General features: G+C 36.3%; 25 protein-coding genes and 1 pseudogene. 18 read left to right on the plus strand and 8 right to left on the minus strand.

From position 1 onward, the window contains the following. Positions 1 to 666 precede the first annotated feature (666 nt). Positions 667 to 1,500: a Tab2/Atab2 family RNA-binding protein gene (locus SAGCYANO_RS14255; RefSeq protein WP_202220682.1), complete on the minus strand. Its 834-nt coding sequence runs from the start codon at positions 1,498 to 1,500 to the stop codon at positions 667 to 669. A 409-nt stretch (positions 1,501 to 1,909) separates the two neighbouring features. Between SAGCYANO_RS14255 and SAGCYANO_RS14260 the strand changes: the two genes are divergently transcribed. The 5 genes from SAGCYANO_RS14260 (at position 1,910) to SAGCYANO_RS14280 (ending at position 8,174) form a co-directional block, all read left to right on the plus strand. Continuing rightward, positions 1,910 to 3,199 carry a valine--pyruvate transaminase gene (locus tag SAGCYANO_RS14260; protein ID WP_202220730.1) on the plus strand — a complete coding sequence of 430 codons (1,290 nt, stop codon included), beginning with the start codon at positions 1,910 to 1,912 and terminating at the stop codon, positions 3,197 to 3,199. A gap of 432 nt (positions 3,200 to 3,631) precedes the next feature. Further along, positions 3,632 to 3,889, plus strand: a complete 258-nt coding sequence (locus SAGCYANO_RS44735) for a hypothetical protein (RefSeq protein ID WP_237396159.1) — start codon at positions 3,632 to 3,634, stop codon at positions 3,887 to 3,889. A 715-nt stretch (positions 3,890 to 4,604) separates the two neighbouring features. After that, positions 4,605 to 5,306: a class I SAM-dependent methyltransferase gene (locus tag SAGCYANO_RS14270; protein WP_202220683.1), complete on the plus strand. Its 702-nt coding sequence runs from the start codon at positions 4,605 to 4,607 to the stop codon at positions 5,304 to 5,306. A gap of 894 nt (positions 5,307 to 6,200) precedes the next feature. Further along, on the plus strand, positions 6,201 to 6,668 hold the full coding sequence (locus SAGCYANO_RS14275) for a hypothetical protein (RefSeq protein WP_202220684.1): 468 nt from the start codon (positions 6,201 to 6,203) through the stop codon (positions 6,666 to 6,668). A gap of 264 nt (positions 6,669 to 6,932) precedes the next feature. Then, positions 6,933 to 8,174 carry a glycoside hydrolase gene (locus SAGCYANO_RS14280; protein WP_237396160.1) on the plus strand — a complete coding sequence of 414 codons (1,242 nt, stop codon included), beginning with the start codon at positions 6,933 to 6,935 and terminating at the stop codon, positions 8,172 to 8,174. Between the two features lie 272 nt (positions 8,175 to 8,446). Here SAGCYANO_RS14280 and SAGCYANO_RS14285 read toward each other — a convergent pair whose 3' ends face one another. Both SAGCYANO_RS14285 and SAGCYANO_RS14290 read right to left on the minus strand, forming a co-directional pair. Continuing rightward, on the minus strand, positions 8,447 to 9,529 hold the full coding sequence (locus SAGCYANO_RS14285; protein ID WP_202220685.1) for an SGNH/GDSL hydrolase family protein: 1,083 nt from the start codon (positions 9,527 to 9,529) through the stop codon (positions 8,447 to 8,449). A 598-nt stretch (positions 9,530 to 10,127) separates the two neighbouring features. Beyond that, positions 10,128 to 11,327 carry an SGNH/GDSL hydrolase family protein gene (locus SAGCYANO_RS14290; RefSeq protein WP_237396161.1) on the minus strand — a complete coding sequence of 400 codons (1,200 nt, stop codon included), beginning with the start codon at positions 11,325 to 11,327 and terminating at the stop codon, positions 10,128 to 10,130. A gap of 1,107 nt (positions 11,328 to 12,434) precedes the next feature. On the opposite strand from SAGCYANO_RS14290, the gene SAGCYANO_RS14295 reads away from it, so the two are divergent. Continuing rightward, positions 12,435 to 13,784 (plus strand): CHAT domain-containing protein, encoded by a 1,350-nt coding sequence (locus tag SAGCYANO_RS14295; RefSeq protein WP_202220687.1) that lies wholly within the window; start codon positions 12,435 to 12,437, stop codon positions 13,782 to 13,784. A 692-nt stretch (positions 13,785 to 14,476) separates the two neighbouring features. After that, on the plus strand, positions 14,477 to 15,214 hold the full coding sequence (gene rnc, locus SAGCYANO_RS14300) for a ribonuclease III (protein ID WP_202220688.1): 738 nt from the start codon (positions 14,477 to 14,479) through the stop codon (positions 15,212 to 15,214). Positions 15,215 to 15,616: 402 nt separating this feature from the next. On the opposite strand, the pseudogene SAGCYANO_RS14305 reads toward rnc, so the two are convergent. The 4 genes and pseudogenes from SAGCYANO_RS14305 to SAGCYANO_RS14320 form a co-directional block, all read right to left on the minus strand. After that, positions 15,617 to 15,803 (minus strand): annotated as a pseudogene (locus SAGCYANO_RS14305) (IS1 family transposase); the annotation flags it as partial. Positions 15,804 to 15,938: 135 nt separating this feature from the next. Continuing rightward, the gene (locus SAGCYANO_RS14310; RefSeq protein WP_202220689.1) at positions 15,939 to 16,073 is read right to left on the minus strand and encodes a helix-turn-helix domain-containing protein; all 135 of its coding nucleotides are present in this window, start codon (positions 16,071 to 16,073) and stop codon (positions 15,939 to 15,941) included. 119 nt (positions 16,074 to 16,192) lie between these two features. Beyond that, positions 16,193 to 16,912 carry a hypothetical protein gene (locus tag SAGCYANO_RS14315; protein WP_202220690.1) on the minus strand — a complete coding sequence of 240 codons (720 nt, stop codon included), beginning with the start codon at positions 16,910 to 16,912 and terminating at the stop codon, positions 16,193 to 16,195. 238 nt (positions 16,913 to 17,150) lie between these two features. Then, positions 17,151 to 18,104 carry an N-acetylglucosamine kinase gene (locus SAGCYANO_RS14320; RefSeq protein ID WP_202220691.1) on the minus strand — a complete coding sequence of 318 codons (954 nt, stop codon included), beginning with the start codon at positions 18,102 to 18,104 and terminating at the stop codon, positions 17,151 to 17,153. A gap of 80 nt (positions 18,105 to 18,184) precedes the next feature. Here SAGCYANO_RS14320 and SAGCYANO_RS47560 point away from each other — a divergent pair, with 80 nt between their 5' ends. The 10 genes from SAGCYANO_RS47560 to SAGCYANO_RS14355 all read left to right on the plus strand — a co-directional run bounded on the left by SAGCYANO_RS47560 (position 18,185) and on the right by SAGCYANO_RS14355 (position 23,127). Continuing rightward, positions 18,185 to 18,316: a hypothetical protein gene (locus SAGCYANO_RS47560; RefSeq protein ID WP_255502561.1), complete on the plus strand. Its 132-nt coding sequence runs from the start codon at positions 18,185 to 18,187 to the stop codon at positions 18,314 to 18,316. A gap of 581 nt (positions 18,317 to 18,897) precedes the next feature. Next, on the plus strand, positions 18,898 to 19,251 hold the full coding sequence (locus SAGCYANO_RS14325; RefSeq protein ID WP_202220692.1) for a hypothetical protein: 354 nt from the start codon (positions 18,898 to 18,900) through the stop codon (positions 19,249 to 19,251). A 190-nt stretch (positions 19,252 to 19,441) separates the two neighbouring features. After that, the gene (locus SAGCYANO_RS14330) at positions 19,442 to 19,663 is read left to right on the plus strand and encodes a hypothetical protein (RefSeq protein ID WP_202220693.1); all 222 of its coding nucleotides are present in this window, start codon (positions 19,442 to 19,444) and stop codon (positions 19,661 to 19,663) included. Between the two features lie 11 nt (positions 19,664 to 19,674). Next, entirely contained in the window at positions 19,675 to 19,899 is a 225-nt protein-coding gene (locus SAGCYANO_RS14335; protein ID WP_202220694.1) for a hypothetical protein, read from the plus strand. Positions 19,900 to 19,920: 21 nt separating this feature from the next. Next, entirely contained in the window at positions 19,921 to 20,514 is a 594-nt protein-coding gene (locus SAGCYANO_RS14340; RefSeq protein WP_202220695.1) for a hypothetical protein, read from the plus strand. A gap of 807 nt (positions 20,515 to 21,321) precedes the next feature. Next, on the plus strand, positions 21,322 to 22,008 hold the full coding sequence (locus SAGCYANO_RS44740) for a transposase (protein WP_237396162.1): 687 nt from the start codon (positions 21,322 to 21,324) through the stop codon (positions 22,006 to 22,008). Between the two features lie 24 nt (positions 22,009 to 22,032). After that, the gene (locus SAGCYANO_RS44745; RefSeq protein WP_237396163.1) at positions 22,033 to 22,254 is read left to right on the plus strand and encodes a hypothetical protein; all 222 of its coding nucleotides are present in this window, start codon (positions 22,033 to 22,035) and stop codon (positions 22,252 to 22,254) included. Further along, on the plus strand, positions 22,230 to 22,463 hold the full coding sequence (locus SAGCYANO_RS44750) for a hypothetical protein (protein WP_237396164.1): 234 nt from the start codon (positions 22,230 to 22,232) through the stop codon (positions 22,461 to 22,463). Before SAGCYANO_RS44745 ends, SAGCYANO_RS44750 begins: the two co-directional genes overlap by 25 nt. 127 nt (positions 22,464 to 22,590) lie before the next feature. Then, positions 22,591 to 22,848, plus strand: coding sequence for a DUF4277 domain-containing protein (locus SAGCYANO_RS50295; protein WP_202220732.1), 258 nt, complete (start codon positions 22,591 to 22,593; stop codon positions 22,846 to 22,848). Positions 22,849 to 22,962: 114 nt separating this feature from the next. After that, a complete protein-coding gene (locus SAGCYANO_RS14355) occupies positions 22,963 to 23,127 on the plus strand; it encodes a hypothetical protein (RefSeq protein WP_202220696.1) in 165 nt (54 codons plus the stop codon). A 952-nt stretch (positions 23,128 to 24,079) separates the two neighbouring features. On the opposite strand, the gene SAGCYANO_RS14360 is transcribed toward SAGCYANO_RS14355, so the two are convergent. Next, positions 24,080 to 24,994, minus strand: coding sequence for a S1 RNA-binding domain-containing protein (locus tag SAGCYANO_RS14360; protein ID WP_202220733.1), 915 nt, complete (start codon positions 24,992 to 24,994; stop codon positions 24,080 to 24,082). Positions 24,995 to 25,653: 659 nt separating this feature from the next. Between SAGCYANO_RS14360 and SAGCYANO_RS14365 the strand changes: the two genes are divergently transcribed. After that, positions 25,654 to 25,968, plus strand: coding sequence for an IS200/IS605 family accessory protein TnpB-related protein (locus SAGCYANO_RS14365; protein ID WP_202220734.1), 315 nt, complete (start codon positions 25,654 to 25,656; stop codon positions 25,966 to 25,968). The last annotated feature ends 50 nt before the right edge of the window (positions 25,969 to 26,018 follow it).

The following is a 26,018-nucleotide window of genomic DNA, read 5'->3' on the forward strand; positions in this document are numbered from 1 at the left end:
TACGAGGGCTACGTTGCATTTAAGAGCCAAAGTTCTCACCTTGGGATGCTTGCCAGTTCCATGCTCTGAAATCAAACAGTTAAAAGTTTACGAGGGGTAAAGCGGTGCTATCTGAATGTGCCGGAATGCAACAAAGGAAATTCTCGAAACTACTTTGATACAACTGAGTTTTCTATTGAAGTTACCAAAGCTAAAACTAAACGGACTCGCTTTCTTTAGGGGAACAGAGGGAGAACAACTAAGTTGATTTTAAGAGTAACGGCGATTAAAATCCCCTGAATCGAACTTCCTCCCCGAACTAAAGTATCGCGGCTCCCGTTCTCCCATAATTTTTCCGTGGAATTTAGTGAACATTCTTCTTCCTTCTGCTATAAATAGGGCGTGACCGATCTAATCTAAAAGTATTTACAGATAAAGGTAAGTGCCTTTTTGGGGTCAAATTGCAGTGCCTGGTATCACGTCTAAAACCCTCATGCATGGATCGTATTTTAGGCTCATAGTTGGGCAGAAAAATAATTCTTACAATTCTTACTCCTACCTCCTCGCTCGTACCCATTTCTCCTGTCTCCTGTCTCCTGTCTTCCCCTCCAGGGAGGGGTTAGGGGTGGGTTGTCTCCTACCCTCACCCATAAGACTTTTTGCCGCAAACCCTAAATAATTTTTTTTCTACTGTAAAAGCCAAAATCCACTGTAAGTCATCCCAGAATCATCTGGTTGTACTAACAGAAAATGTAACCCCTGACTATGTTGTTTTCTCTGTTCATAAACTTGAGCTGCTGATGAAACTTCTCGGTCTGAAAAAGTAGCAACTACCCATCGATCTACTAATCCCGCCTCTAAAATTAACCCATCAGGATCACCAGAAACATACTTTAAAAAGTATGGTTGCGCTGCTTCTAACCATTTAGCTAATCTCATAGACTGACGACCTCCGTCTATAACAACCCCTGGTATAGGAAGTGTTGAAGACAATCCTAAATTTAAGGGTAAAAGAAATTCAGATACTGTCAAAATAGGAATTGGGCGTTCAATAATATCCTTAATATTACCCGCAGGTAATGTAGCAAATCTCCAGCGATCGCCCCAAAGATTTTCAGCTAATGGTACGGGTGGAGGAGAATCTAATTTTAAGGGATCGTAAAATTCCCCAGTATATGTTTCCATCCCCTGATATTCTTGCGCCCTATCTAGTAACCATTGTTTTAAAGCAGTAGTACGTCTAGTCGCTTCCACTTTTACCCCCAATATTTGAGCTGCGGTTTCAATTAAACCCAAAGATTGAGGTCGAAATACTTGAATTGTATCTGGTATCTCCTGGCCTTGACCCACTGTTCTCAGTTGCTCCACTACCCAATGGGCATTAACTTCTGGTTGGGGACAAATAGCCGTAAATTCTAGGCTACGAGTGGGAGTACAAATTAATAATTCCCATAACTGTTGGCCTTGTTTATCCTGGAGTGGACGACGATAAAAATCTGCTTGCCAAATACTATTGTTCATTTATTTTTGAAGGAAGAAGGAAGAAGGAAGAAGGAAGAAGGAAAATTGGCTGGTTGAATTACCGAAAAATTTAGGTATAAAGATTTGATTTATGGAGAAAAAAGCGGTCGTTTTGCTAGCGCAAAGCTCCGCTAACGGCTGTCGCCGATATGTTTGCGTAGCATTCCGCACCGAAAAGCGGAGCTTCCCGTAGGGTGGGATGGCGTTTGCTATCGCAAAGCTGCGCTAAAAGCGGAGCGGCTCTGATAAGAGCGGGTCTCAGAGCCATATCCAATCGACCAAAATCCTTTTAACCAATCCTCTTAGTTTATAAGAAGAGGTAATTCTAAATTCTAAATTCTAAATTCTAAATTCTGGAATCTTGGCTACAATAAAAAATTGTCAATCTATTTATATTTTATTAGATGCTATGGTTAATCCGGCCCTGAGTGAATTTGGTACAACTATGTCCCGCCTCACAGGTGTGCGGGCAATTATGGCAGATATTATTGCTACTCTACGAGCAGGCCAGGGACAGGAGTTTCTCAACTTCAGTTCAGGAAATCCCCTGGTTTTGCCAGAAGTAGAAAAGTTGTGGCGGGATTGTACCACAAAATTATTGGCAAGTCCAGAATATGGGGAAGTTGTGGGGCGTTACGGTTCATCTCAGGGTTATCAACCGTTTATTGATGCAATTGTTAATGATTTTAACCGCCGCTATGGCCTGAATTTAAGCGATCGCAATATTTTAATTACCCCAGGTTCTCAGTCTATATATTTCTATGCTGCTAATGCTTTTGCTGGATATACTAACAGTCAAACTCTGAAAAAAATTGTTCTACCTCTGAGTCCAGATTATACAGGTTATGGCGGAGTGAGTTTATTCCCTGAAGCAGTGGTAGCTTATAAACCTACTCTGGAAATAGATGCTGAATCTCATCGCTTCAAATATTGTCCAGATTTTAGTCAGTTGGTCATTGATGAAAATACTGGTTGTGTCATTTTCTCACGCCCCTGCAATCCTACTGGTAATGTGATTAGTGCTGATGAGGTTAAGAAAATTGCAGATCGGGCTGCTGTTTATGATGTGCCAGTATTTGTGGATGCTGCTTATGCTCCCCCATATCCAGGATTAAATTTTGTGGAGATGGAGCCAATATTTGGGGACAATATTTGTCATTGTATGAGTTTATCGAAAGCTGGACTTCCTGGAGAAAGAATCGGCATTGCTATTGGGGACGAACGAATAATTGAGGTTTTGCAGGCTTTCCAGACTAATATGTGTATTCATTCTCCTCGTTATGGACAAGCGATCGCTACTGATGCAATTAATTCTGGCGCTCTGGCAGAAATTTCTACTGGAGTAATTCGGCCTTTTTATCAAAATAAGTTTTCGATTTTAGAATCTACTTTATCAAAAGCTTTACCAAAAAGTTTGCCTTGGTTTCTCCATCGTTTTGAAGGAGCAATTTTTGCTTGGTTATGGTTGAAAGATTTACCGATGACTGACTGGGAACTTTATCAAAAGTTGAAGGAAGTGGGGGTTATTGTTGTGCCTGGCAGCTCTTTTTTCCCTGGTTTGCGCGAAGAGTGGCCTCATAAGCAAGAGTGTATTCGGATTAGTTTAACGGCTTCTGATGAGGATATTCAAGAAGGAATGGAACGTTTAGCGAAGATGGTGGTTTCTATTTTTTCAAGCACATCAACTAACTTTATTTAATATAGCTATTATCCAAGTTAGAGTTAACAATAATGTTACAGTTGGAGAGATTATTTCTAGTAGTCTGATTCTTCCTAATAAGATTTAGTTGAAAGCTTCTGCTATCCCTCTAGGTTTACCAAAAACTTATTAGTTTGTTAAACGTATTAAGCAATTTTTAATAGCATAGACTTCAAAAAAATACATATAAATAAAAGGAGTATAAAATATATGAATGCCTCAATTTATAGTATTGCAATTGAACCCACTGCTGGAATTGCTAGACATTATTTTATTTCGTCTGACGGAACATTTGAAAATTAAATTGGGTGGGGGCCTCAAGGAATTGAATATCGGGGAAAAGGGGCAGAATTAACAGTTGAACAAGAACAACGAGCTTGTGAATATTTACACAAGTTTGGCAAGTACAATATTCATACTAATAATTGTGAAATGTTTGCTTGGTATGTCATTACTGGAAGACATTATTCTGGGCAAATTCAAGAAAAAATTCACACTGCAATTGGAGCTAAAATGGTTTCTCTTGTACAACCTGTTTTGACCACTAGAGAAATAGTTAATTATCAGTATGAAAAAGCAATAGTTTGTAAATTTAATGAAGACCTAGAAAAAGCAAAACTTGCTAGGTTAAAATCAGAGCAAGCAATGCGTGATGATTTTTGGAAAAAAAGAGATGCTAAGGAAAATTAGATTTGAGAGTAATACCAAATTCAAGAAAGATTGTTACAGTAAAATCCGGGGGTCAAAGGATTGGAAAATTGGCACTTGTTCTCTCTCATAACTAACACCTAACACCTAGAAATCAACCACTGTAGCAATATTTTATGAAAATGGTATAAATTAAGTTCCTTACCTAATAATGAAGGTTTAAAGCCTCTCCTTTAAAGGAGAAAAAAGTGGTCGTTAGTGTAGCTTCCCGTAGGGTGAGATGGCGAGGTCTCAGAGCTATATCCAATCGACCAAGAGAAGAAAAAATTTTCCCTTTTGCGTCAATCCTCTCCTTTTCAAGGAGAGGTAATTAGGGCTTGCTGATTAAATCTAAAAGTATTTACAGATAAAGGTAAGTGCCTTTTTGGGGCCTTTAAAAAGTGCCTGGTTTTCAGCTCTTCATGCTCATGCATGGAGCGTATTTTAGGCGCATAGTTGGGCAGAAAAATCACTGTATCCAAAACTTAGCTCCTACCTCCTCGCTCCCGACCCTTTTCTCCTGTCTCCTGTCTCCTGTCTCCTACCCTCACCCATAAGAATTTTTCAGCAAACCCTAATTATTAATTATTAATTATTAATTGTTGAAGCATCCTAATTGTGCTTTCAGGATTTAATTTTTGAAGTTCACAGATTATTCTCCTGTAGAATCTGCTAAAAATATAAAGATACTAATATTTGAAAAAAAGCCACTGTAACAATGATAACTGTCAAAGAAGCTAGAGAACAAGCATTATCTTTTCTTAGTCAACAAGGACTTGAAAGAGAATTTATTGAAAATGCCTCAGTCAAACTTGATGATGCAGAAAAATTGATTAATATCAGCCGTCAAAAAAATCATCAGAAAATATTAGAAATTGGCACATTTGTCGGAGTTTCCACTGCTGTATTAGGATTGTGCCTACCAGAGTCAAAAATTGTTTGTGTCGATGCCGATCTTCCTGTAGAACTTCTCAATCTTCTTTGTGTTAAACAATTTGAAATTAAAAATCAACAAACTCATTTATATTTTGTTGAAAAAGTGCTTAAACACTTTGAAATTTTGACAAGATTTACCTTAAAACGAGGTTTTTTTTCTTGCGGTTTTCCCAACAAAGAAGATTTAGATAAAGTTGTAAATTATGGGATTAACCTTGAAGATAGAGAAATTATTGGTCGAGAAATATGTGAAGAATATGGACCATTCGATCTAGCATTTCTGGATGCAGACCATCGAACAGAAGCGGTCAAACAAGACCTAACATTACTTTCTAGTTACATTAAACCAGAAGGAACAATTATTCTTCATGATGTTGGCTTAGATTATTGGGGACAACAAGTACGACAAGGTGTGGAATTGTTCTTAAAAGAACATCCTCAAAAAAAATTTAATATTGAAGGTGAAATTGGCTTGATATCTTAAGGTTTTGTCAGCAACGAATGATTCTTAAAACTTAAAATTGGGTCATAAATTCCAGATACCGAGTTTCTAGCACTGCCTTATACCAATTTAATCAAAGAATGTTACAAATGAGTGACTGGAAATCCTTGCCAGATATACATTTTTCCATACATCCATTTTTAAAATTGGTATTAGTCAGAGACTCGGTTAATTTTTTGGTGTTGCTGATTCTGGGTATGATTTGATGATTTGATGATTTTGGATTTTGGATTTTGGATTTTGGATGGTTTGAACTACTTGTTAATATTAACTGTTCCCTGTTCTATGTTAAATGTTCCCTCCATACCTATAAACCTACTTTCATACCTTAATTCAGCAATGCCAATTTTTTATATCTTAATATTTATAAATATCAAATTTTATAAGCTACATATATTTGAAATTCATATTTAATAAAAATAAATTTTATAGTGAATTAAACTTTCAATAAATTATTTTTATTTGTAACTCAAATAAAGTCATAATCAAAAATTGTAAATCTTATACCAAATCCGGTCCTGAATGCACCACGTTTTTCGTTCTTCCTCTCTAACTTTTCTGCCTCCAGCATAGCTGCCTTACCCTTGTAAACCGGACATGATATTAGTTATCAATACAAAGCGAAAATTCCCCTGCTCAAAGTGAAGTTCTAAAGAAGAAATGAAAATTCTCCCGATCAAAGCAAAGTTCTCAAGAATAAGCTATAAGTAGTAAAAGAATGAGGGGTCTTACCCCTCAATGTAGTTACAGCTTTATCAAGGATGTCCAATGCTAAAGACTTTTCCGATTGATACAACGCGAAATATCAATCCTCTAACCAATAACTTCAGGGTCAACAATTTCAACAGATATACCGTAGCCATTCCTGACAATGAAATGACTAAATCAGAACTCTTACAACTCCCAACAATGTCTAGTTGTATTCGCCTTGGCCTAGAAAATTTAAAATCCTTTGAAGTAGTAGACCATCAGTTTAGAAATTGGGGCCTAACTTTCTCTAATGCAATTGCGATCGAACCCTCAAACCCTGCTTTTGCAATTCCTCCAGGTGTAAAAGTATTAATGGGAGCGCCAAAAAGTGGCCTAATAGAAATTCACTTTAAATTTCCAGTCAAGTTTGTCAGTGGAGTGGTTACCAGTTCTCGCCGAACAATCTTGTCAGCTTACGATCAAAATGAAGAACTTCTGGCCAAAGATGAAACGTCCGCCTCAAACTTGCTTAACTCTAATTCACATATTTCCCCAAATGCTCAATTAACTGTGAATGCCGAGAACATTCACAAAGTTAGTTTCTACGCTTTTGAGGGTCAACTAATAGTTGTTGATTTGAAGTTTGGCTTCTGAAACTCCCCAAAAGTTCCATCGAGCTTCAAGATTTGATACCAATTTGAAAAAAGAATGTTACAAATAGTTTCAAACTTTAGATATCGAATAATTTGCTGAAATTACTGCAAAATAAAAGTTTTGAGCTATAAAATCTGACTTTTGACTTTTGAGTTTTGACTTTTGAATTCCGTGAAACGGTATGAGAACTTATCCTAACTTTTCTTAATAGTGCTATAAGTAATAAATCCATGAATAGTTTAGTACCAGGAAGAGTGTCAGAAAGTGTCAAATCCCAATCCTCTGTCTATATTTGTCCCCTGGTTACATTTTCATCAACCTCCGATTTGGAATAATGGTCAACTACAGGGCAACTTAGAAAAAATGCTTGGTGGTGAAGAAAACTCTGAAGAGCATTGGAATGCTCAATGGTTTGCTCAAGCATACAAAAATCCTGCCCGTTATGCGAAACAACTCACACAAGAAGGCCATAAACCTCGGATGATGGTAGATTACTCTGGGGTATTGCTCGAAGAAATGGCCAAGCTTTCTACCAATGGTATTTTTTCTCATCTTCACGTTGATAATGAACCAGTAGGAGATGTAATTAGTCTCTGGCGAGAAGTTCTCACAGAATATTCAGACACAATAGAATTTACTGGTAGTGCATATAGTCATTGTTATTTTCCGGCCACTCCCGAACGAGACCATGAAGGTCAAATTATGGAATGGCGACGAGTCTTTAGGGATTTATTTGGGACAGAGGCATTATCGCGAGTAAGGGGGTTTTGGCCACCAGAGATGGGCATGACAGGAGACCCTGCTGAAGCATTAAGATTTATACGTCTGTTGAAGAAGTGCGGTTATGAATGGATTATTTTACCCAATGCAGCATTGGAACATCCTGAAGGTTGGAGTACGCCAGAGTTAGAAAACCGAGTGCATTGGTTGGTGGTAGAATCAGATGGTGAGTCGGAACGTATTCTCTGTGTGGTTAGAGATACGGATATGGGTATTCGACAACAAAGTGGTCAAAATGCTGAGGGTTGTATTAGTGATGTGCGATATCGTGGGCAAGAAGTGGGAATGAAACCCCCTGCTTTGGTAGTGCCGACTTCTGATGGGGAAAATGGTAATGTGATGATGTTTGAATATTTTAAGAATTCTTTTGTTCCTCTGTTTCGGGAGAGCGATCGTTGGTCTGATGTGGGTTTTTTGACTGTAAGTCAATATATCGATACATATTTATCAGAGGGTTCAGCGACAGAGGTAAGACTTAAGTCAACTGGGGGTTCGTGGATAGGGGGACACCAGCAATGGCAAGAAGGAGACTTAAGACAAGAGGTATTGGCAGCAGTTGAAAAGTTGAGTCAAGATTATGCCAAGGTTGTAGAGTCTGGTAAGGGGTCTGCTGAAAAAACTAGGGCGTTATTGTTGTGTGAAACCAGTTGTTTTGTTTATTGGGGTTCTGATTTTTGGGCGGAACAGGCAAAGTTATGTATTGAGTGGGCAACAGAGATGTTATAGAACCTGTTTGAGATCTATTTAGGGTTTGCGCTCAAAAGTCTTATGGGTGAGGGTAGGAGTCAGGAGTCATAATTCAGGAGAAATGGGAATCACACAGGAGACCAGGAAAGGATGTTTCATACAAGTATTGTGAAACATCCCTATACTCTTTTTCATAAATCTTCAAAGATTCTGATGATATAGTAGTCGAAGCAAAGGGTGCTAACATTTCTAAATTATCAAACTCACTCAAAGAGTATTTTTGACTTTTGACTTTTGCCTTGCACGTAGCGCTATACTTTCTGTTTCTGCTTTTGTATATCTTTCTGTTTGAAAGCTGACATTCCCAGGAAACTTAAACCTAATCCCAACAAACTCAATGTAGAACTAGCTTCAGGAACAGCTTGATTATATTCAGGAACAGCTTGATTATATTCAGAGTTCAAAGCAGATATAGCTTCATTTGCTACTAACTTATGAAATGCTTTTGTAGGATGAAGGTAATCCCAGAATAAGTATCTATCTGGATCTGCAAGATCGACATCACAGTCAAAAGCGTTGTTGCAAGCAGAAGGATCGAGAACTGTCTCTAACCAATTGTCTGTTACATTGGTAAAACCTAACTGACTGGGATTATCAAGTATTTCATTGAAAATAGAGTCAACATCTAATAATGTGATGGTAACTTCAGATAACTCTTCCTCCAACTCAGCGATCTTTAACTCCAATTTTTGGTTATGATCGTCTGTTAATTGATTCAATCTCTCAGATGCACTTTCACTTCTGGATGTAGCAAGAGGTGAGAAACCGAATAATGGCAAGTTAGGGATAAGGAAGTCCTCAGCACCTTCACCATGTAAATTTCTAATAGCATCAGCAATATTCTCAACAACAATATCAGGATTTCCATCAGATTCTGCATCTGAACCCAACAATGTCTCCTTAATATAATCATTTGCACCTATCCACACAGTATACAGTGCATTAGAGTTAGCTGACTGACCTTCATCTAAAAAATCATTGATAAAATCGTCAATTTGTTCACCGAATTTCTCTCCACTATCATTTCCACCTCTAGCAAAGTTAGCTCCATCTGAAGACACACCACCACGACGAGGACGATAATAAGTTACAGGATCTAAATCTAAACACGATTCTGCTAGAATATCTGCAAAAACATTTCCGTTAGAAGCTCTACGCTCAAAATAACGACGGCCGTTTCTAGTTCCGTTTGTATTTCCTGGATCTGAAAGGCTATCCCCAAAAACAAACATTTGAGAAAAGTCTAAATTGCAATTTGTAGCATAAGCTGGTGCAGTGCCTATAGTTAGAGTAGATGCAGTTACAGCAAAGCTGAGTGACACAAATTTATTCATTGATTTAAGCTGTATTATTATTATTGTTATTATAAATCTATTCTTTAAATAATAAATTAAATTTCTAAAAATGTCAAGTAAGAATTGTTAGTGTTTTATGAAAATTCAGTAAAGATTTGGCAGTATTTCACTGGTTACATGAATATTTGATGAAGTTGATATAGTAATATTATGTCCGCTTAATCAGTGATAATACAGTTTGTAGGTTGTAGGTGGCTCGGTGGTAGGTGTAAATTCAAAAGGGAAGACTTGAAACGGAGTGGAAATTTGGGATATTTCTTCAATATTGAGAGTCAAACATTTTTATTATACTTAATCATCCGGACATGATATAATTTACATTTATAGATGAAGATTTGATGAACTTGGCCTTTTTGTTTTTGACATGAGCGGGTAAGAATTCATAATCCGAAAATAAAAATAGGCATTGGTAAAATAAGTAAGCATTTCCTGCGGAATGCTGACTAAAATAAGGTATTAAATTTGGATTAAATAAAGATTGATAGTAAGGAAAAAAAGCTGTTTTAAATATTTGGCTACGAAAAATCATACCATCATTTACCAACGCCTCTTATTCATAGCTCTTCAAAGATATTGATTATATTTTCTGTTTCTGCTTTTGTTTATCTTTCTGTTTGAAAGCTGATATAGCTAACGAACTGACACCTAATCCCAATAAACCAAATGTAGAAGTAGGTTCTGGAACGGTTTTAAATTCTGATTTGAGAGCAGATAAAGCTTCATCGGCGACTATCTGATTAGATACTTCTGTAGGATGAACTATATCCCAGAATAAGTATTCATCTGAATTAGGAACATCGATATCGCAGGACTCTACTGAACCATCTGCTCCTAAAAAAGCATCTGGACAAAAAGCTAATACTGTATCTGACCAACTGTCTGTTGTATTCGTAACATTAAACTGACTGGGATTTTCAATTATCTCATTTACTATAGAGTTAACATCTAATAGAATGATTTTTGCTCCAACTAAAGATTGATTTAATTGGGCGATCGCATCCTCTAATTTTTGGTTATGCTCATCAGTTAACTCGTTCAAAATATTAGATGTATTTGTTAATGTAGCTAAAGGACTAATACCTAATGATGGCAAGTTAGGGATGAGGAAGTTGCGAGCGCCTATGTTATATAAAGATGCGATCGCGTTGGAAATATTATTAATAGTTGTATCTGTATTAGGTGGTGCATCTGGTTGTGATGTAAAACCTAATGTAAATAGAGGGTCTAAAAGATAATCATTTGCACCAGTCCAAATGGTATATAGTGCTTCGGAGTTAGCTGAACTATCTGTTGCTAACAGAGGACTAATAAAACTCTCAAGTTGTTGCTGTAAACCTAGAGGAAAATCATCAAAAATATTCTGGTCTCCGCTGAGAGAACCACCCGTGGCATAGTTTGCTCCATCCGGCGAAACAGAAAAATTAGTAAAAAAAGCTGTAGGATTTAAGTTTAAAGATGATGCTAGAGATTCTATCCAAATAGAGCTATTAGAAAATCTACCTTCAAACGAGAGGGAGTTTCCTGGAAATGCTCCACCTGTTTGAGTAAAAGCATTTCCTGTATCAGAAAGACTATCTCCAAAAATAAACATTTGAGAAAAATCTAAACTGGAATTATCGGTGTTGAAATTTGCAGCAGACACAGGGAATGTCCCCATAGTTAGAGCAGATACGCTTAAGGCAATGCTTATGGAAAAAACATGATTCATTTTTGCACCCCGTTCGATGTAATAACTACCGAATATTTGCATATTGGCAAAATTTTTTAGGGATGTCAATTATGAAATAAAAGTTAAAAATTTTTATCATTCATGCTTCATAAAATACTTTTTTGTTAGTTATAAAATCAATAAATACTCACAAATTTAATCATTAGAAATCTCTGGAAAAGAGGGAGTAGGGAGTAGGGGAAAATAATTGATTATTTATGTACAATAATTGATTTTATTTTTTATTATTGGAGATATCTATTAGTTTACAGAAAAATCTATGTCAAAATCTGAATTTTGACTATTAGTATATTACTATGAAAGACTACCGAATAATTTACAAATTTACTCAAAAGCCAAATTTTAATTTGACAAAATAGCAAAGCTCTAGTAAAATATAATACTTATAATATTTCCTAACTTTTAATATCAAGTCTCATTTAATTAGCCATAATAAAAATGTTCAACTCTAGAGAGAGAATATTTTTTCCGTTTGTCATGGGGAACAAACAAATTTCCTCTTGTTCCCTACTCCCTACTCCCTAAATTTTTTATCAAAATAATTGGGTCGCGCAACCCCGCCTTTTAAGGCGAAATATTTTTGGAGAGTTGCTCAAATCCCTTACTTCCCCTCCTGGGAGGGGCGGGGGTGGGTTGGGTTAAGGGTTGGTTAACTTCTGTACAGATGGTTCGCGTGTAGGGGTGCTTCGCGAACCACCCCTACTGTAAGGACGCCCTTGCGAAGCCCATGCCGTCAGGCTATATGGCCATTTGCGCTCTGCAAAGCTCCGAATGGCGCCTCTACTGACTTCTGACTTCGTTAATGGGGTTATTTAAAGAGACACGATATTATATCATGTCCGGATAAGAGCGCGATAGAACTCCGTTCCGCTCGGCGTTAACGCAGTTGTGCGCCAGCAAACAAAAAAACTTTCTCCTTTTCCTCCTCTTATTTCTTGCTTCTTTCTTCCCTCCTGACTCCTGACTTCCCCTCCCCTCCACGGTCGGGGTTAGGGGTGGGTTGACTCCTGAGGACTCCGTCATTTTATTTATAAGTAATCAACCGTACATAATATAAGATATTTTCTGCACAATTCAAATAGGACTGCTAGGGATAGAAAAATATATTTAAATCATTAATATTAACCTGTAGAGTAAAACTATGTATCATCAGAAATGGAAAAAAAGAATTATTTTTTGTTTATTATTTATCTTAATTTTTTTAGTACCATTATCTTAAACATTCTATGGCTCAAACAATCAGCGATCGCTGTAAAAGACGAGGACTGGGATAGATTTTTAGAACAGAAAGATTTTATTGAAGCAGTAAATCAAGTTGAGCAACATTGGGAAAGAGACTATGAAAATTACTTTGATGAAAATCTAGCTGACTTTTCAGTAACTGCTGAAGGTATAGCTGAAACTCTTTCAAATATATCTCAACAAACTGGTACAAAACCTGCAGTTATTTGGATTTGGTCACGAGCAGAGCAAATGCAGCTAATATTAATAACTCCAGGCAAAAAACCAGAAATTTATAGTGTTACTGATGCAGATAGGCCACAGTTAATTAATACAGTCAGAAGGCTAAATGTAGAAATTACAAATCCTAGAAAACGCAATACAAAATCATATTTAGAGTCAGCACAAAAATTACATGAATGGATGGTAAAACCATTAGAAAAAACTTTAAAACGGGAAAAAATAGATACTATTATGTTCTGCTTAGGTATGGGTTTACGAACTTTACCATTAGCAGCATTACATGATGGAGAAAATTTTTTGATAGAAAAGTATGCTCTTACTAGAATTCCAGCATTTAATCTGATAGATACTAACTACAATAAAATTAAAAATGCTGAAATATTAGCAATGGGAGCATCAGAATTTAAAGAACTAGAACCTTTACCAGCAGTACCAGTAGAAATCAACAAAATCACGCGATTTGTGTGGCAAGGTAATGCTTTGATAAATCAAGATTTTACAGTGAAAAATTTACAAGCTCAACGACAGAAAAAATCTTATGAAATAGTTCATTTGGCTACCCATGCAGAGTTTAGACCAGGAAAACCAGAACGGTCTTATATACAGTTTTGGAATGATGAACAAATCGGATTAGATGAAATAGAAAAATTAAAACTGAATGACCCCCCAGTAGAATTATTAGTTTTAAGTGCTTGTCGCACTGCTTTGGGGGATAGACAAGCAGAATTGGGTTTTGCGGGGTTAACGGTAAAGTCAGGAGTTAGATCGGCATTAGCAAGTTTATGGAATGTCAGCGATATCGGAACATTAGCATTAATGACAGAATTTTATCAACACTTGCAAAAAACACTACTGAGAGCAGAAGCACTCCGACAAGCTCAAATTGCAATGATACGAGGGGAAGTAGGTATAAATATGGGTGAGTTAAGTGGAACTAGGGGAGAGTTACAACTACCTCCAGAATTGTCAGAGTTTGGCGATGAAATTTTTTCCCACCCTTATTATTGGTCAGCTTTTACATTAATTGGTAATCCTTGGTAAGTCTTCTGGGCGTTGTTAATTTAGACCCTAGATCGATCATCTTCTCGACCTTTCTATTTTCGGCGTTGCTGAATTAGTGTATAATATTAGTCTTAATTACTTAGGAGTCAACCCACCCCTCGCCCCTCCCCCGATCGTGGAGGGAAGTAAACCCACCCCTAACCCCTCCTGGGAGGGGAAGGACTGAGTCAGGAAGGAAGAAAGAAGAAGAAAAAAGAATAGAAGGAGAAAGTTTTTTGTTTAGCTACGCCATATGTAACGCGGAGCGCAGAACTCCGTTCTATCCCTAATTATTGGGACATGAAATCATACCTCAAATCACCAATGCCCTATTTTCTATATGTAATAATATATATGATGATCTAACTCTAACAGTAAACAAATATTCCATTGCACTGAACTGAGCAAAGCAGGAAGCAAGGAGTAGCAGTGCCACCCCACGAAGTGCGACAGACATATCTGGTAGCGCATCAACAGAGGGAGTAGGGAGAGTCCAAAAATTGGATAATTTATTTTTTGCTATTAGACATCTCCAATAATAAAAAATCAAATCAATTATCGCACTCTTATTTATCAATTCTTTCCCCCTACTGCCTACTTTCTACTGCCTACTCCCTCTTTTGGTGGAGATGTCTATTCCTAAATTTTAAAAGTAAACAAATAAATTGGGAGATACCAAAACCATCCAAACAATGACTCAAATATATCATCCTCGCCAAAAGCAACTTCAATCTCTAATCAAAAAATTATCTATACCTCAACAAGCAGCAATAAAATGGAATTTACTAGATTTGGCTTTAACCCATTCTACAGTTTCCTCAACACATAACTATGAACAATTAGAGTTTGTAGGTGATGCAGTAGTACGACTGGTAGCTGCCGAGTTACTATTTGAAAAATATTCAAATTACCCAGTAGGAGAATTTGCTGCCATTCGTTCTATTTTGGTGAGCGATCGCTCTCTAGCACAAATTGCCAATAAGTATGGGTGGAGTCGTTATTTACTGGTATCTAAAAGTGCGGCAGGGGATCGAGCTGGAGAAGAATCACGAATAGCAGATTCTTTTGAAGCTGTTTTAGCTGCTCTTTATTTAAGCACTAATAGCTTAGAATTAATTCGCCCCTGGTTAGACTCTCACTTTGAAATCTTAATCGCAGAAATTCGCAGTGACCCAGCTAGGCAAAATTATAAAGCAGCTCTCCAAGAATGGACTCAAGGTCATTACAAAACACTGCCAAATTATCAAGTTGAGGAAACAAATAAGATTCATGGCGATCGTGGACGTTTCTTTGCAGAAGTTTGGTTTAAAGATAAGAAACTTGGCATGGGTAAGGGACCATCAATTAAAGCTGCGGAACAAGCTGCAGCTAAATCTGCTTTGAATAAATTGAAAGCTCACAGTTTTGAACAGTTAGATGATCTACTTTAGTACCTGACAGATAAAATTTTTCATAGTAGTTAATACTTACCAGTTTTGAAAACCAGGTGAATAATAACACTGATAGGTTTTGACTTGTTATTAGCAGTCAAATCAAATCTATCAAAAATGGAGCTTTAATGAATAGATAGGTAGATGTATTCTGTATAGATAGGATCGGCTTTTTAATCGCTAAATTATCGGGACTCGATCTCAATCAAGTTGCATAAAGCTAACGCACATTGAATCTAGTATAACTACTACTCATGCCACTTGGATGAATATTTGCTATAAATCTTGATTCTGTCTGTAATATCATGTCCGGATAATTAACCATAGAACTCCGTTCCGCTTACGCGACCAAAAAACTTCCTATTTCTTCTTCTTTACTGGCGTTGCTGAATTAAGGTATGATTATAGAAAAGTAGCGATCGCGCTCACTATAAAATAATTTGTATTATTTGAATAAGGAGTTGGCACATCTCTAAATTTTAGAAGCGTGAATTAATAATTGAATAGAATATTTGAGCATTTATTCAGATTTAGAATAGCAAAGAGTTTGACAATGTAACCTTGCTAAATAATGTTTTAATCTAGTATTTCCGGCATTGCATAATTGCGGGATGATTTTGTCACCAGAGCAGAAACCATAATCCCCGTGTCCCCGTGGAGCGCCGAAATCATCCCAGTATTCAGCAACGCCTCTTTACTTCCGTTCTTAGAAACCCACGATTATCTATATAAATCTATGATTTTCTCTAATTAACCATAATCCCCAATTCCAAGCGTGACGAGCTACACCTGCGTGTTTAGCCAGTAATGTTTTTTGCTGCTTATTTGGGTGTAATTCAGTATGATATCCAAGTAGCATAAACAGATCATACCAGATTTTTATAGATAATACCAGATTTTAGCCAACAGTTACAAGCCCTCCTGACTCCTGACTCCTTAGTCGTTTATTTATAACTGTTCAACGGGACATGATATAAATCAACGCAATGCAAAATCAGAGCGTAATCTCAAGTCTAAATCTTCTTCTGGACGAATCACGACAACCTCAGCTTTTTCCCGACCCAATAATACTCCAGCTAAAGCACCCAAACCAGCACCAGCTAATACTCTTTCTGTAGCAATTACTTTATCCCCAGTAATACCAGATAGTAAAGTAGCAGCAGCACCACCCACAGCGGCACCCTTCAAAATATCTCCAGCATCAGCACCCTTTCTAATTTGTTCAGTATCGGTAACTACCCTAGAAATAGCGTCAAAACGAAACCTTCTGCGACCGCTGATAATTAACTGTTCGGCCAAAAATTGAGTACCATCTGAAACAGGTTGTAGTTGACCTTCTATGAGACTGCCAGAGGGTATGATTACTCTTCCTTGAACATCTCGAATATCTTGTGCTACTGTTAGCCTTAATCTCATAGATTCATCTGGACTCAGAACTATTTTTTCTGCTTCCTCATATTCGACAGGTATAAGTGTTCCTGCTGGTATTCGTGCTACAGAAAACTGTCTTTGTTGGTTATTAGAAAACTGTCTTTGTTGGTTATTAGGAAATTGCCTTTGTTGGTTCCCAATAAATGTTCTTCGCCGATAAAATTGAGCCATAGCAGGATTTGAAATTAGGGGTGTTGCTGTGGCTAATGTCATACCTAAAGTTAATAATAAAGATGTTCCGAAATGCCATTTTTTTGAATTAAACATAGGTAATATTCTCCAAATAGAAAATTTTCAGTAGTGTAATAAATATCTGGTTAGATATATAGTAGGGAACAAGGAACAGTTAGAAAAACATTTCCTAGTATTCGATTCATTATCAGTAATTCTCCTAACCAATTCTTTCTTAGCTATAGCAGTGCAACCTCAGCTATTTAAATTTTTAAGGTCAGGGAAAATTACTAAACTTTTTGTATTACAAGATTTTTGATTCCCTGTTATTTGCCTACATAGTAATAGCTTTCAAGGCTAAAATTCCTGCACCATAAGCAGGTTGATGTCGAGGCCAGATAATTTTCGCAGCAGGAGCGATCGCTATGATGGAGTCTTCAAATTTACCGCGAAAATTAATTATGCTCTTCCAGATATTTCCAATAGTAACAACCTCAAAAGTTTCGTGAGGCTGAAATAAGGTAGATATCACAATTTTTGTAGCTACGCTTAACTCCTCTACAGCATCGTGGATAATTTTTTTAGCCACCTTATCTCCCTTATCTGCGGCTGTGGAGACAATAGGAGCAAGTGCTGCTATCTGTGTTGGACCCCATCCACGACGATAGACTACTTCTATTAGACCTTCAATATTACTCAGGCCCAGATATGCTTGAAAATCTGTAATTAGAGTTGTGGGTAATTCACGTCCATCATCAGCTTTCAATACTGCTTGTAAACCCCGAATAGCTATATTATAACCACTACCTTCGTCTCCTAACAGATAGCCCCAACCACCAACTCGTTTAGTTAACCCCTGACTATTTTGGCCGAATACTTGAGAACCTGTACCTGCCATAGCCACAATACCTACAGAATGGCCAATACCACCGACCAGAGCGATCGGGCTATCGCTACAAATAATTATTGTATTTGGCTGTAATGCCCATTTTATCGGAATATTAGTAATAATTTCTTGGAGGAAATTTTTTACTACTCGAATATCTCCAGGTCTTCCTACTCCTGCTAAACCAAGACAAATTCCAGAAATTGGTTGATGGTTATTACTATTACTAACTGCTTGAGTAATAGCGGTTTGAATCGAATTTTTTGCTACTTCAATTCCTACGCTCTGATAATTTGAAGGACCGCTTTTACTACTACCAAGAATTTGATAATTTTCATCCATTAAAACGGCTTCTGTTTTGGTACCACCGCCATCAATTCCTAAAACATTCACTTTTTTCATGTTCTTCTATATATTATAATTACTATTATTATTAGACATATATATAAAATAGGGAACAGGAAACAATAATATAGTATATAGTGGTATTAATTGATAATTTATACCAATTTGATAAGTGTTTGTTACAGATAGTAGAAGTAAGAAAGAAGGAAGAAGGAAGAAGGAAGAAGGAAGAAGGAAGAAGGAAGAAGGAAGAAGAAGAAAATATTTAAAAAAGGTAAAAAATAGATAGAACTATCTCTAATGAAGGATCGCCACTATTTTTAAACATATTTTATCGAGAGGCACTTTTTATAGAATTATTTTTTCAAATTGAATTGGTATTATAGATAATAATTTATTTTTTAAAATTTTTGGAGAAGTCTATTTATCTAATTTGGAGGCAGGAAAAACTTTAAAATCAAATTATTATAATCAGACAAAAATTATCACAAGTAGTCATTTCAGTTATCAGTTACCAGTTATCAGTACCTCTGCCTGTTTGCACAGCATGACCTAGGAAAGTCAGAGGCTTGAAATACTGAACTTTATTTTTTTAATCCCCTTGTAGAGCGGTAGCTCGCGGCGCAGCCAAGGGGAGGTTTGAAACCTTATTTTTTGGTCAAAATAAATTTATTTTTTATTCAGCTTGACAGGAATGAAATGTAAAAGTTAGTATCAAAAGTGATGAAGCAGGTGATATAGGGTTTCTCAGCCTAATGAGGTACACCTATTTTTATTTGTATTCTGTTCCCTATTTCCTGTGCCTTAAAACCAACGAATAACAGTACATCACCAGCATGGGAATTGCTATATGACTAATAGTTGCATAGTTAAAAGTAACATGAATATTTATTTTGGACAAGATCGAACCTTCTGCATTTCAACCATAGATGAAATTAATTTGTACCTCAAAATTCCTATTCTAGAAGGGCGATCGATTATTCATTACTCTAGCAAATTAGGAAAAAAATACAGCGAGCAAGGCTTTCATCTGCTACAAACAAAATCACAACTAATAGGCGCTTCCACTGTACCGATAACATATCCTCTAAACGAATTTGTATACAAAACATATTTAAGTTTGCTAGAGCTGACCCAAGACTGGAATTTATGTCGAATTTGGAATTATGTTCCCTACATTAATGATGAAAGTAGGGGTGATTAACTGTTAAACTTAAACCGTAGAAAATAGTTGTAAAATTTACACTCATTGTTGTAATATTAAATAGGTAACAATAAATTATCAAGCGTTAGCGAGTGAATGCAACTTGTTGATAGACATATTATTAACCGAACACATAACTTTTGGCGAGTTTGTGATGAATTAGCCAATAAGATCGAAAAACTTGTATAATTTGGCTAATTATTATTGTCGTCAGCATTTTTTCCAGTCCTCAAAAAGCCTGGATTTAACTAAGCTGTACCACGCCACCAAAGATAGCGATGCTTATAGAGCATTACCAACTAAAGTATCAAAACAAATAATCAAATGCTTGGTTGCCACTTGGCGTAGTTATTTTCAGGCAATGGACATGAGTCTCTGGGCAAAGGCAATATTGACAAACAGTTTGAGGTAACTCTAGATAACATGAAACTGGTGTTTGAACGTATGGGGTTTAATCCAGGACTTCCAGACCCAATACTTTACGATCGTACCTTCACCATTTACCTCCGCCATCCTTCTGATTTGCCTGTTGTTCAACAGATGGTTAAGAAAAATTTCCCTGCTGCTGATAGACTTATCTATTTGCATTCGGATATATGCCGCTCAGAACTAGACATTGAAATTGAAGCCATCATTACTGAAAAATAGCAGACCATAACTATCCTGCAATTGAGCTACCCGATTTTATCCTTTATCAACTCTAAAAACAAAATAGAATTTGGTTTACAGTTTTTTCCCGATGTTAGCCCTCAACAGAAGTCAGGATCACAGTATTTTAACGAAGCTCTCCATCTGGTAAGTCTGTGCGACAAACTTAATTATACTAATGTTCGGATTGTCGAACACTACTCCCCTACTCCCCCACTCCCCCACTCCCAACTATACAATAACTATTCAACCGGATTCTATATTAGGAGTGGGTTGACTCCTACCCTCACCCATAAGACTTTTTTAGCAAATCCTAATTATTATCTACCCACTTTGGAGGCAGAAAAAATTTTGGTATTACAAACAAACTATTCCTACCAGACAAAAATTATCACAAATAGTCAGGATGAGCCGTATCTAACTCCAGAATTTCAATATGTTCTATCTGGCTTAATTATGAAGCTGAAAAATTCTCAATTAAGAGACTTTCTGATTGATAAAATCCTTGGGGATACAAAGCAAAATATTAAATCTGATGTAACCAAGCTAGAAATATTTGAAAAATCTCGACCTCCCCGTTTAGGAGCATTCTATACTTCTGAGAATTACGAATGAAAATTTTATGGCAAATAATAGTTTATATGCATTAACTCCTATTTATTCTAATTTTCAAAAGGAAAACTGGGAAAATATTTTAATTTACACGGAACGCTTACTCAACTCGAAATTATATTTATGTCTAGCGTATCAGATGAATATTATTAGAAAAATCCCAAGCAGCAACCTCAAATCAAAGTTAGTGATTTAAAAAGATTACCTTTTTGGCTGGATAAAAAAGTTTATTTTTTGAAAAAATTATTAGTCTCAATCCTATAGCCTACATTTCGCACGACAAAATGTAGTACATAAAGAGGAGAAAACTTGAATAAGTATTTAGACTCAAGAAAAAAACACCTCAAACTGTAATTCTAGATCGGGAGGTGAAGATACAAAAGAGGAGAAAATGTCAATAGAAGTGACTAATGTAGACCCAGATCGGATTGGTAGCAGGAATTATTGATGAAATTGGTATAGAAAAGAAAATTAATCTATTACCTAAATAACACGGGAGCATGAAAGCCATCGTCTTTTAAGCGATGGATGAAAGGCAACTCGTCGGATTTTAATCCGAAGTATTTTATTTTACCGAAAAGCGACGTTTAAGCTCCCCCGTGTTTGAACCGGGATATGAAAACAAGGGAGTTGTTTGGACTAGACAATTTTAGCTGCCCTCTGTTACTATAATAGACAATAACTTTTCAGTCTGCCCGTTTCCAATGTACTCTTGCCAGAAAGTTTTAGTAAATAAAAATTCTGAATTAATTGCTATCTTAAAATTCTTGTGCGAAGAATCTCACAAGCTAACTAACATGGGAATATATTATGGCAGACAATTATATTTTAAGTCTCACAAAACCTTGGGTAAGTATGACTTGGAAAAAGTCTATAAAAACAACTATCACTATAAAGTTTTATATTCACTCTTCAGCACAACAAATATTGAGAACTGTAGCTGAATCATTTAGGTCTTATTATAGTATAATTAAAGCTTATAGTTCAGGTAAAATCTCAGATAAACCAAGGATTCCTAACTACAGAAAAAAAGGGGGAATGGCTACAGTAAGTTACCCCAAGCAAGCATTAAAACTTAAAGATAATCAAATTAGAGTACCATTAGGCAATACCTGTAAACGCTGGTTTGGAATAGATTGCTTTTTAATTCCAATGCCTAGTATAAGAGCATTTTCTACTCTCAAGGAACTGAGAATATTACCCATAAATAGATGCTTTACCCAAGAATTTGTCTATGAAAAAGAAGTAGTAGTTAAACCTCAATTAAATCAAGACAATGTATTAGGAATAGACCATGGTGTAAATAATTGGTTAGCCTGTGTATCTAATGTTGGTACTAGCTTAATCCTAGATGGTAAACATCTCAAATCAATGAATCGTTGGTACAACAAACAAGTATCAACCATTAAAGAAAATCAACCTTTAGGATTTTGGTCAAATAGGCTAGCTTCTATTACTGAAAAACGTAACCGCCAAATGCGATTTGGGTATAAATAAAGCAGCAAGAATAGTAATTAATCATTGCTTAAAAATTCTATTGGTACAATTGTATTTGGTTGGAATAAATGTCAGAAAAATCAAATAGAATTAGGAAAGAAAAGTAATTCAGAATTTGTACCAATTCCCACAGCTAGACTCTTTGAAAGAATAGCTCAGTTGTGCGATGAATATGGAATAATATTTATAGAAACCGAAGAAAGTTATACTTGTAGGGGCGAATGGCATTCGCCCCTTCATTTTTAGATGGTGACTATCTACCTAATTATGGTGAGAAACCCAATGATTGGAAACCTAAGTCTTTCAGACAAGCTTCGCTAACAGGAAAAAGAATAAAGCGTGGTTTGTATAGAACAGGTGATAATTTGTGTGTGAATGCAGACTGTAATGGAGCTGCAAATATCATCACAAAAGTAAGCAGAAAGTTAAGTTTAGACGCTATGCCGACTGTGTAGGGGCACTTTGACTTGTCCCCAGAGAGCGTATCTTTGGTCAGCTAAGAAGAAACGGAGCAACAGAGATTTATCCTGTTGCGTAGTATCTGCGCTTGTTTCCCCTCGGCTTCAGCCAGGGGAGTAGTCAATTGGAGAACAGTTACCAGAAAAAATTACAGGGAGTCAAGCAGTCAAAGGAATACTTTTAAATGGGTTAGGTAAGGTTTCATCTCCATTATACTTATTTAGTCGATTTTTTCAGAGGAAAGCAATAGAACATTTAATTGCCCAAGGGGTGAAAGCAGAGTATTTTAACAACGATGATAGATTATTGTTGAGTATTAGACCAACTTTATCGCACAGGATTAAATCAGATTTTCATGTCTGTGGTGGAGCGAAGCAGTGAAAATTTATCAACTAGAAACAAGCACAGTCCACCTAGATTCCGGTTCCCGATCATGTTCATGGAGATTATCAAAGACTTGAAGATGAATCCACAGAAGATATAGAACCAAAAACTGTGAAAATCACTTATGGATATTCGAGAGATAAAGGACCTGACTTAAAACAATTTCTGATGGATTTAATTTGTACGAACGACGGAGATGTGCCATTCTGGATGAGAATTGGGTCGGGAAATGAATCTCGACCAAAAACAATTTGTAAAAGCCATGAAAGAGTTTAAAAGTCAGTTAAATTTTTTTATCCCCTCAGTTCAAACACGGGGGCCTTCAACGTTGCTTTTCGGTCAAATAAAATACATCGGATTATAACAAGATTCTCAAATAATAACTTATATATTTCAACAGAAAAATATTAATTTTCTGACAACTTATAACTGATAACCGAAATAACTCCTTCTTCTTTTTTATAAGACTATAAAATACTTTGACATTAATTAAACTTATAATTAATTGATTAACATATTTATAATTTAAACTAATTTTGGCAAAAAAGTTCAAATGAGCTATCGAAGACCATATTTTAGGGAAAAATCACGATTTTGCCCCTGTATGAGCAATCTTTTCATAAACGCTACAAGTATTGATATGCAATAAATACAGGATTTTTGCTTATCGCTCAATTTTGATCTATATTGATAACAAGTCTGTCGCTCTGCGTAGGTGCTTATTAAAATGAAAAAGGGCATTAGCGAGTGGGAGTGCGATCGCGTACTATCACAAAATGGTATTGATAAGATTGATAACTTTTTCTACCATTTCATATTGATAAAAATTTCGACCATAAAAACTGCTGAATAAGTGCCAAAACCTATTCAGCCATCCTGAAAAGTAATAGAAAAATTACACCTATAGCTAAGAAAAAATTGGTGAGAACTTATGCAGATGATAAACCTTAGACTAGGAAATATTTTTCCGACTATTCCCTATTCCCTGGTAAGCATTAAGCTATTAGCTGTCAGCTCGAGCGCAACAAGAGTCTCTCCTCAAAAACAGTGTTTAAATTAACAACTGACTTTAAGGGCAAGGGAGCCAACTTTTGTAGTAAGAAAATTAATAAAGCTTTTATCCTAAACTAGAAGCAATAGCTGATAGCTGAAGTCCGCAGTTACGACCATAGAAGGCTGGCTGACGGCTGTTTGCGCAGCATTCCGTAGGAAATGCTTACATTCCCTGCTACTGTAATTGAGGTAAAGCCTTTCTTGCCCTTTCTGCACGAGCATCTGCCGACTCCATCACTTCATCAATTTTTTCCAACATTTCCCCTGGATAATTTTCTAGCACCTTAGTAGAAAGAGAAATTCGCTTTCGGCCTTCATCTAAATCAACAATCATCGCCCTAACCAAATTACCCTGGGCAAAAATAGTTGATAAAGAATCAACCCGTTTTTGACTAACTTGGGTAATATGCAGCAAACCAGTTAAACCCTCTAAATCGACAAAAACCCCAAAAGGTTTCACTCCAGCAACCTTTCCTTCAACCAACTGACCAACTATTAACTTACTAAAACCAGCAGATTGAGCAGCCAAACGCTGAGACATCACAATTTTCTTCTTTTCTTGGTCTAATTCCAAAAAATTGACCGTCAATACTTGGTCAATCAATGACTCTAAATTATCCTTTGCCAGAAGATGGGAGCGCGGAATAAAACCCCGCAAAGATTGTACATCCACCGTCACCCCACCCTTATTAGTACCAATTACTCGAACTTGGAAAGACTGACCACCTTCTTGTAATTCAATCAAATTCTCCCAAATTTGATTAATTTCTAGCTGCTTGATAGAAAGAAGCACTTCTCCTTCTGCATTTTGCTCGCGGATAATTAGGAAGTCCCGTTCTAGCTGTAATGGTAGTGCTTCCGATAAATCTTGTGTTACTCCCAAGAAAGCTTCTTGAATGGGTAAAAGAGCTAAAGACTTACCCCCTATATCAATGTATATACCTTCAGATTCATAACTATATACTTTTCCAGTAACTATTTGTCCTTTTTGAAATTCATAATTATATTGAGGTTGTTCGAGAGCTTTAGCAAAATCGTCCATGGAAAAGGACTGTTTACTTTCTTGAGAGCTGCTTGATTCGGGATTCATCATAAACTTTCGGTAAGTGGGAAACCAGCCAGTTTTTAACGGCTGGATGGAAACGATGCGACGGGTTTTAACCCGTAGTCACGCACATTGCCAATTTTGAATATTTTCGCTACTAAGATGTATTATAAGTGCGAAAGTTAATTATGTATCTTACCCAAAAGAACAAAATTATAAACCTGTATGGCCAGAAGTTTAGAGCCTTAAAGCAATTGTGCAGATTATCTAAAAATATTTACAATGTAGGACTTTACTCTGGGTGATAGTTTTATTTTGCTGAGGGCGGATATCTCAGATACGAGTCAAATTACCATTACTGCAAGGATAACGAAAGCGTTTGCGTAGCATTCCGTAGGAAAGCTCCTCTGTAAGAGGCAAATTATCAACTACTTCAAACCTATATTGCACAGCAAACTTTAAAAGTTGTAGATAGGTCTTTTAATAATTAATAATTAATAATTAATAATTAATAATTAACAATTACCTCAGACCTGGGGTTAGACAATAAGCGCAACTTGTGTATCAAATATTGGGTCATCGTTTATTTTAGACGGTAGAAAACTTAGATCAATCAACCAGTTGTACAACAAGGAAAATTCGCTTATTACAGTCATTAAAGGATAAACAAGGCATTAAAGGTTTAACCAAAAAACAAGGCGCGCATTACAGTAAATCGGAACAATAAAGTTAGAGATTACCTAAATAAAGCAGCTAGATATTTAATTAACTGGTGTAGAGAAAACAAAATATCTACTATTTTTTTTGGTGTTAATCCAGGGATGAAACAAAATCTCAATTTAGGTAAAAAAAACAATCAAAAGTTGGTGCAAATATCACACAACATTTTTAGATTCAAACTAAAAGCCATGTGTGATAGGTATGGGTTAACTTACATGGAGCAAGATAAGTCTTATACTTCCAAGGCTAGTTTTTTAGATAGCGATCCAATACCTGTTTACCGAATAATTAATAATTAGGGTTTGCACTTCACTAGTCTTTTAGTAGGGGTAGGAGACAGGAGACAGGA

Source organism: Okeania sp. KiyG1 (assembly GCF_014132355.1).
Lineage (GTDB): Bacteria > Cyanobacteriota > Cyanobacteriia > Cyanobacteriales > Microcoleaceae > Okeania.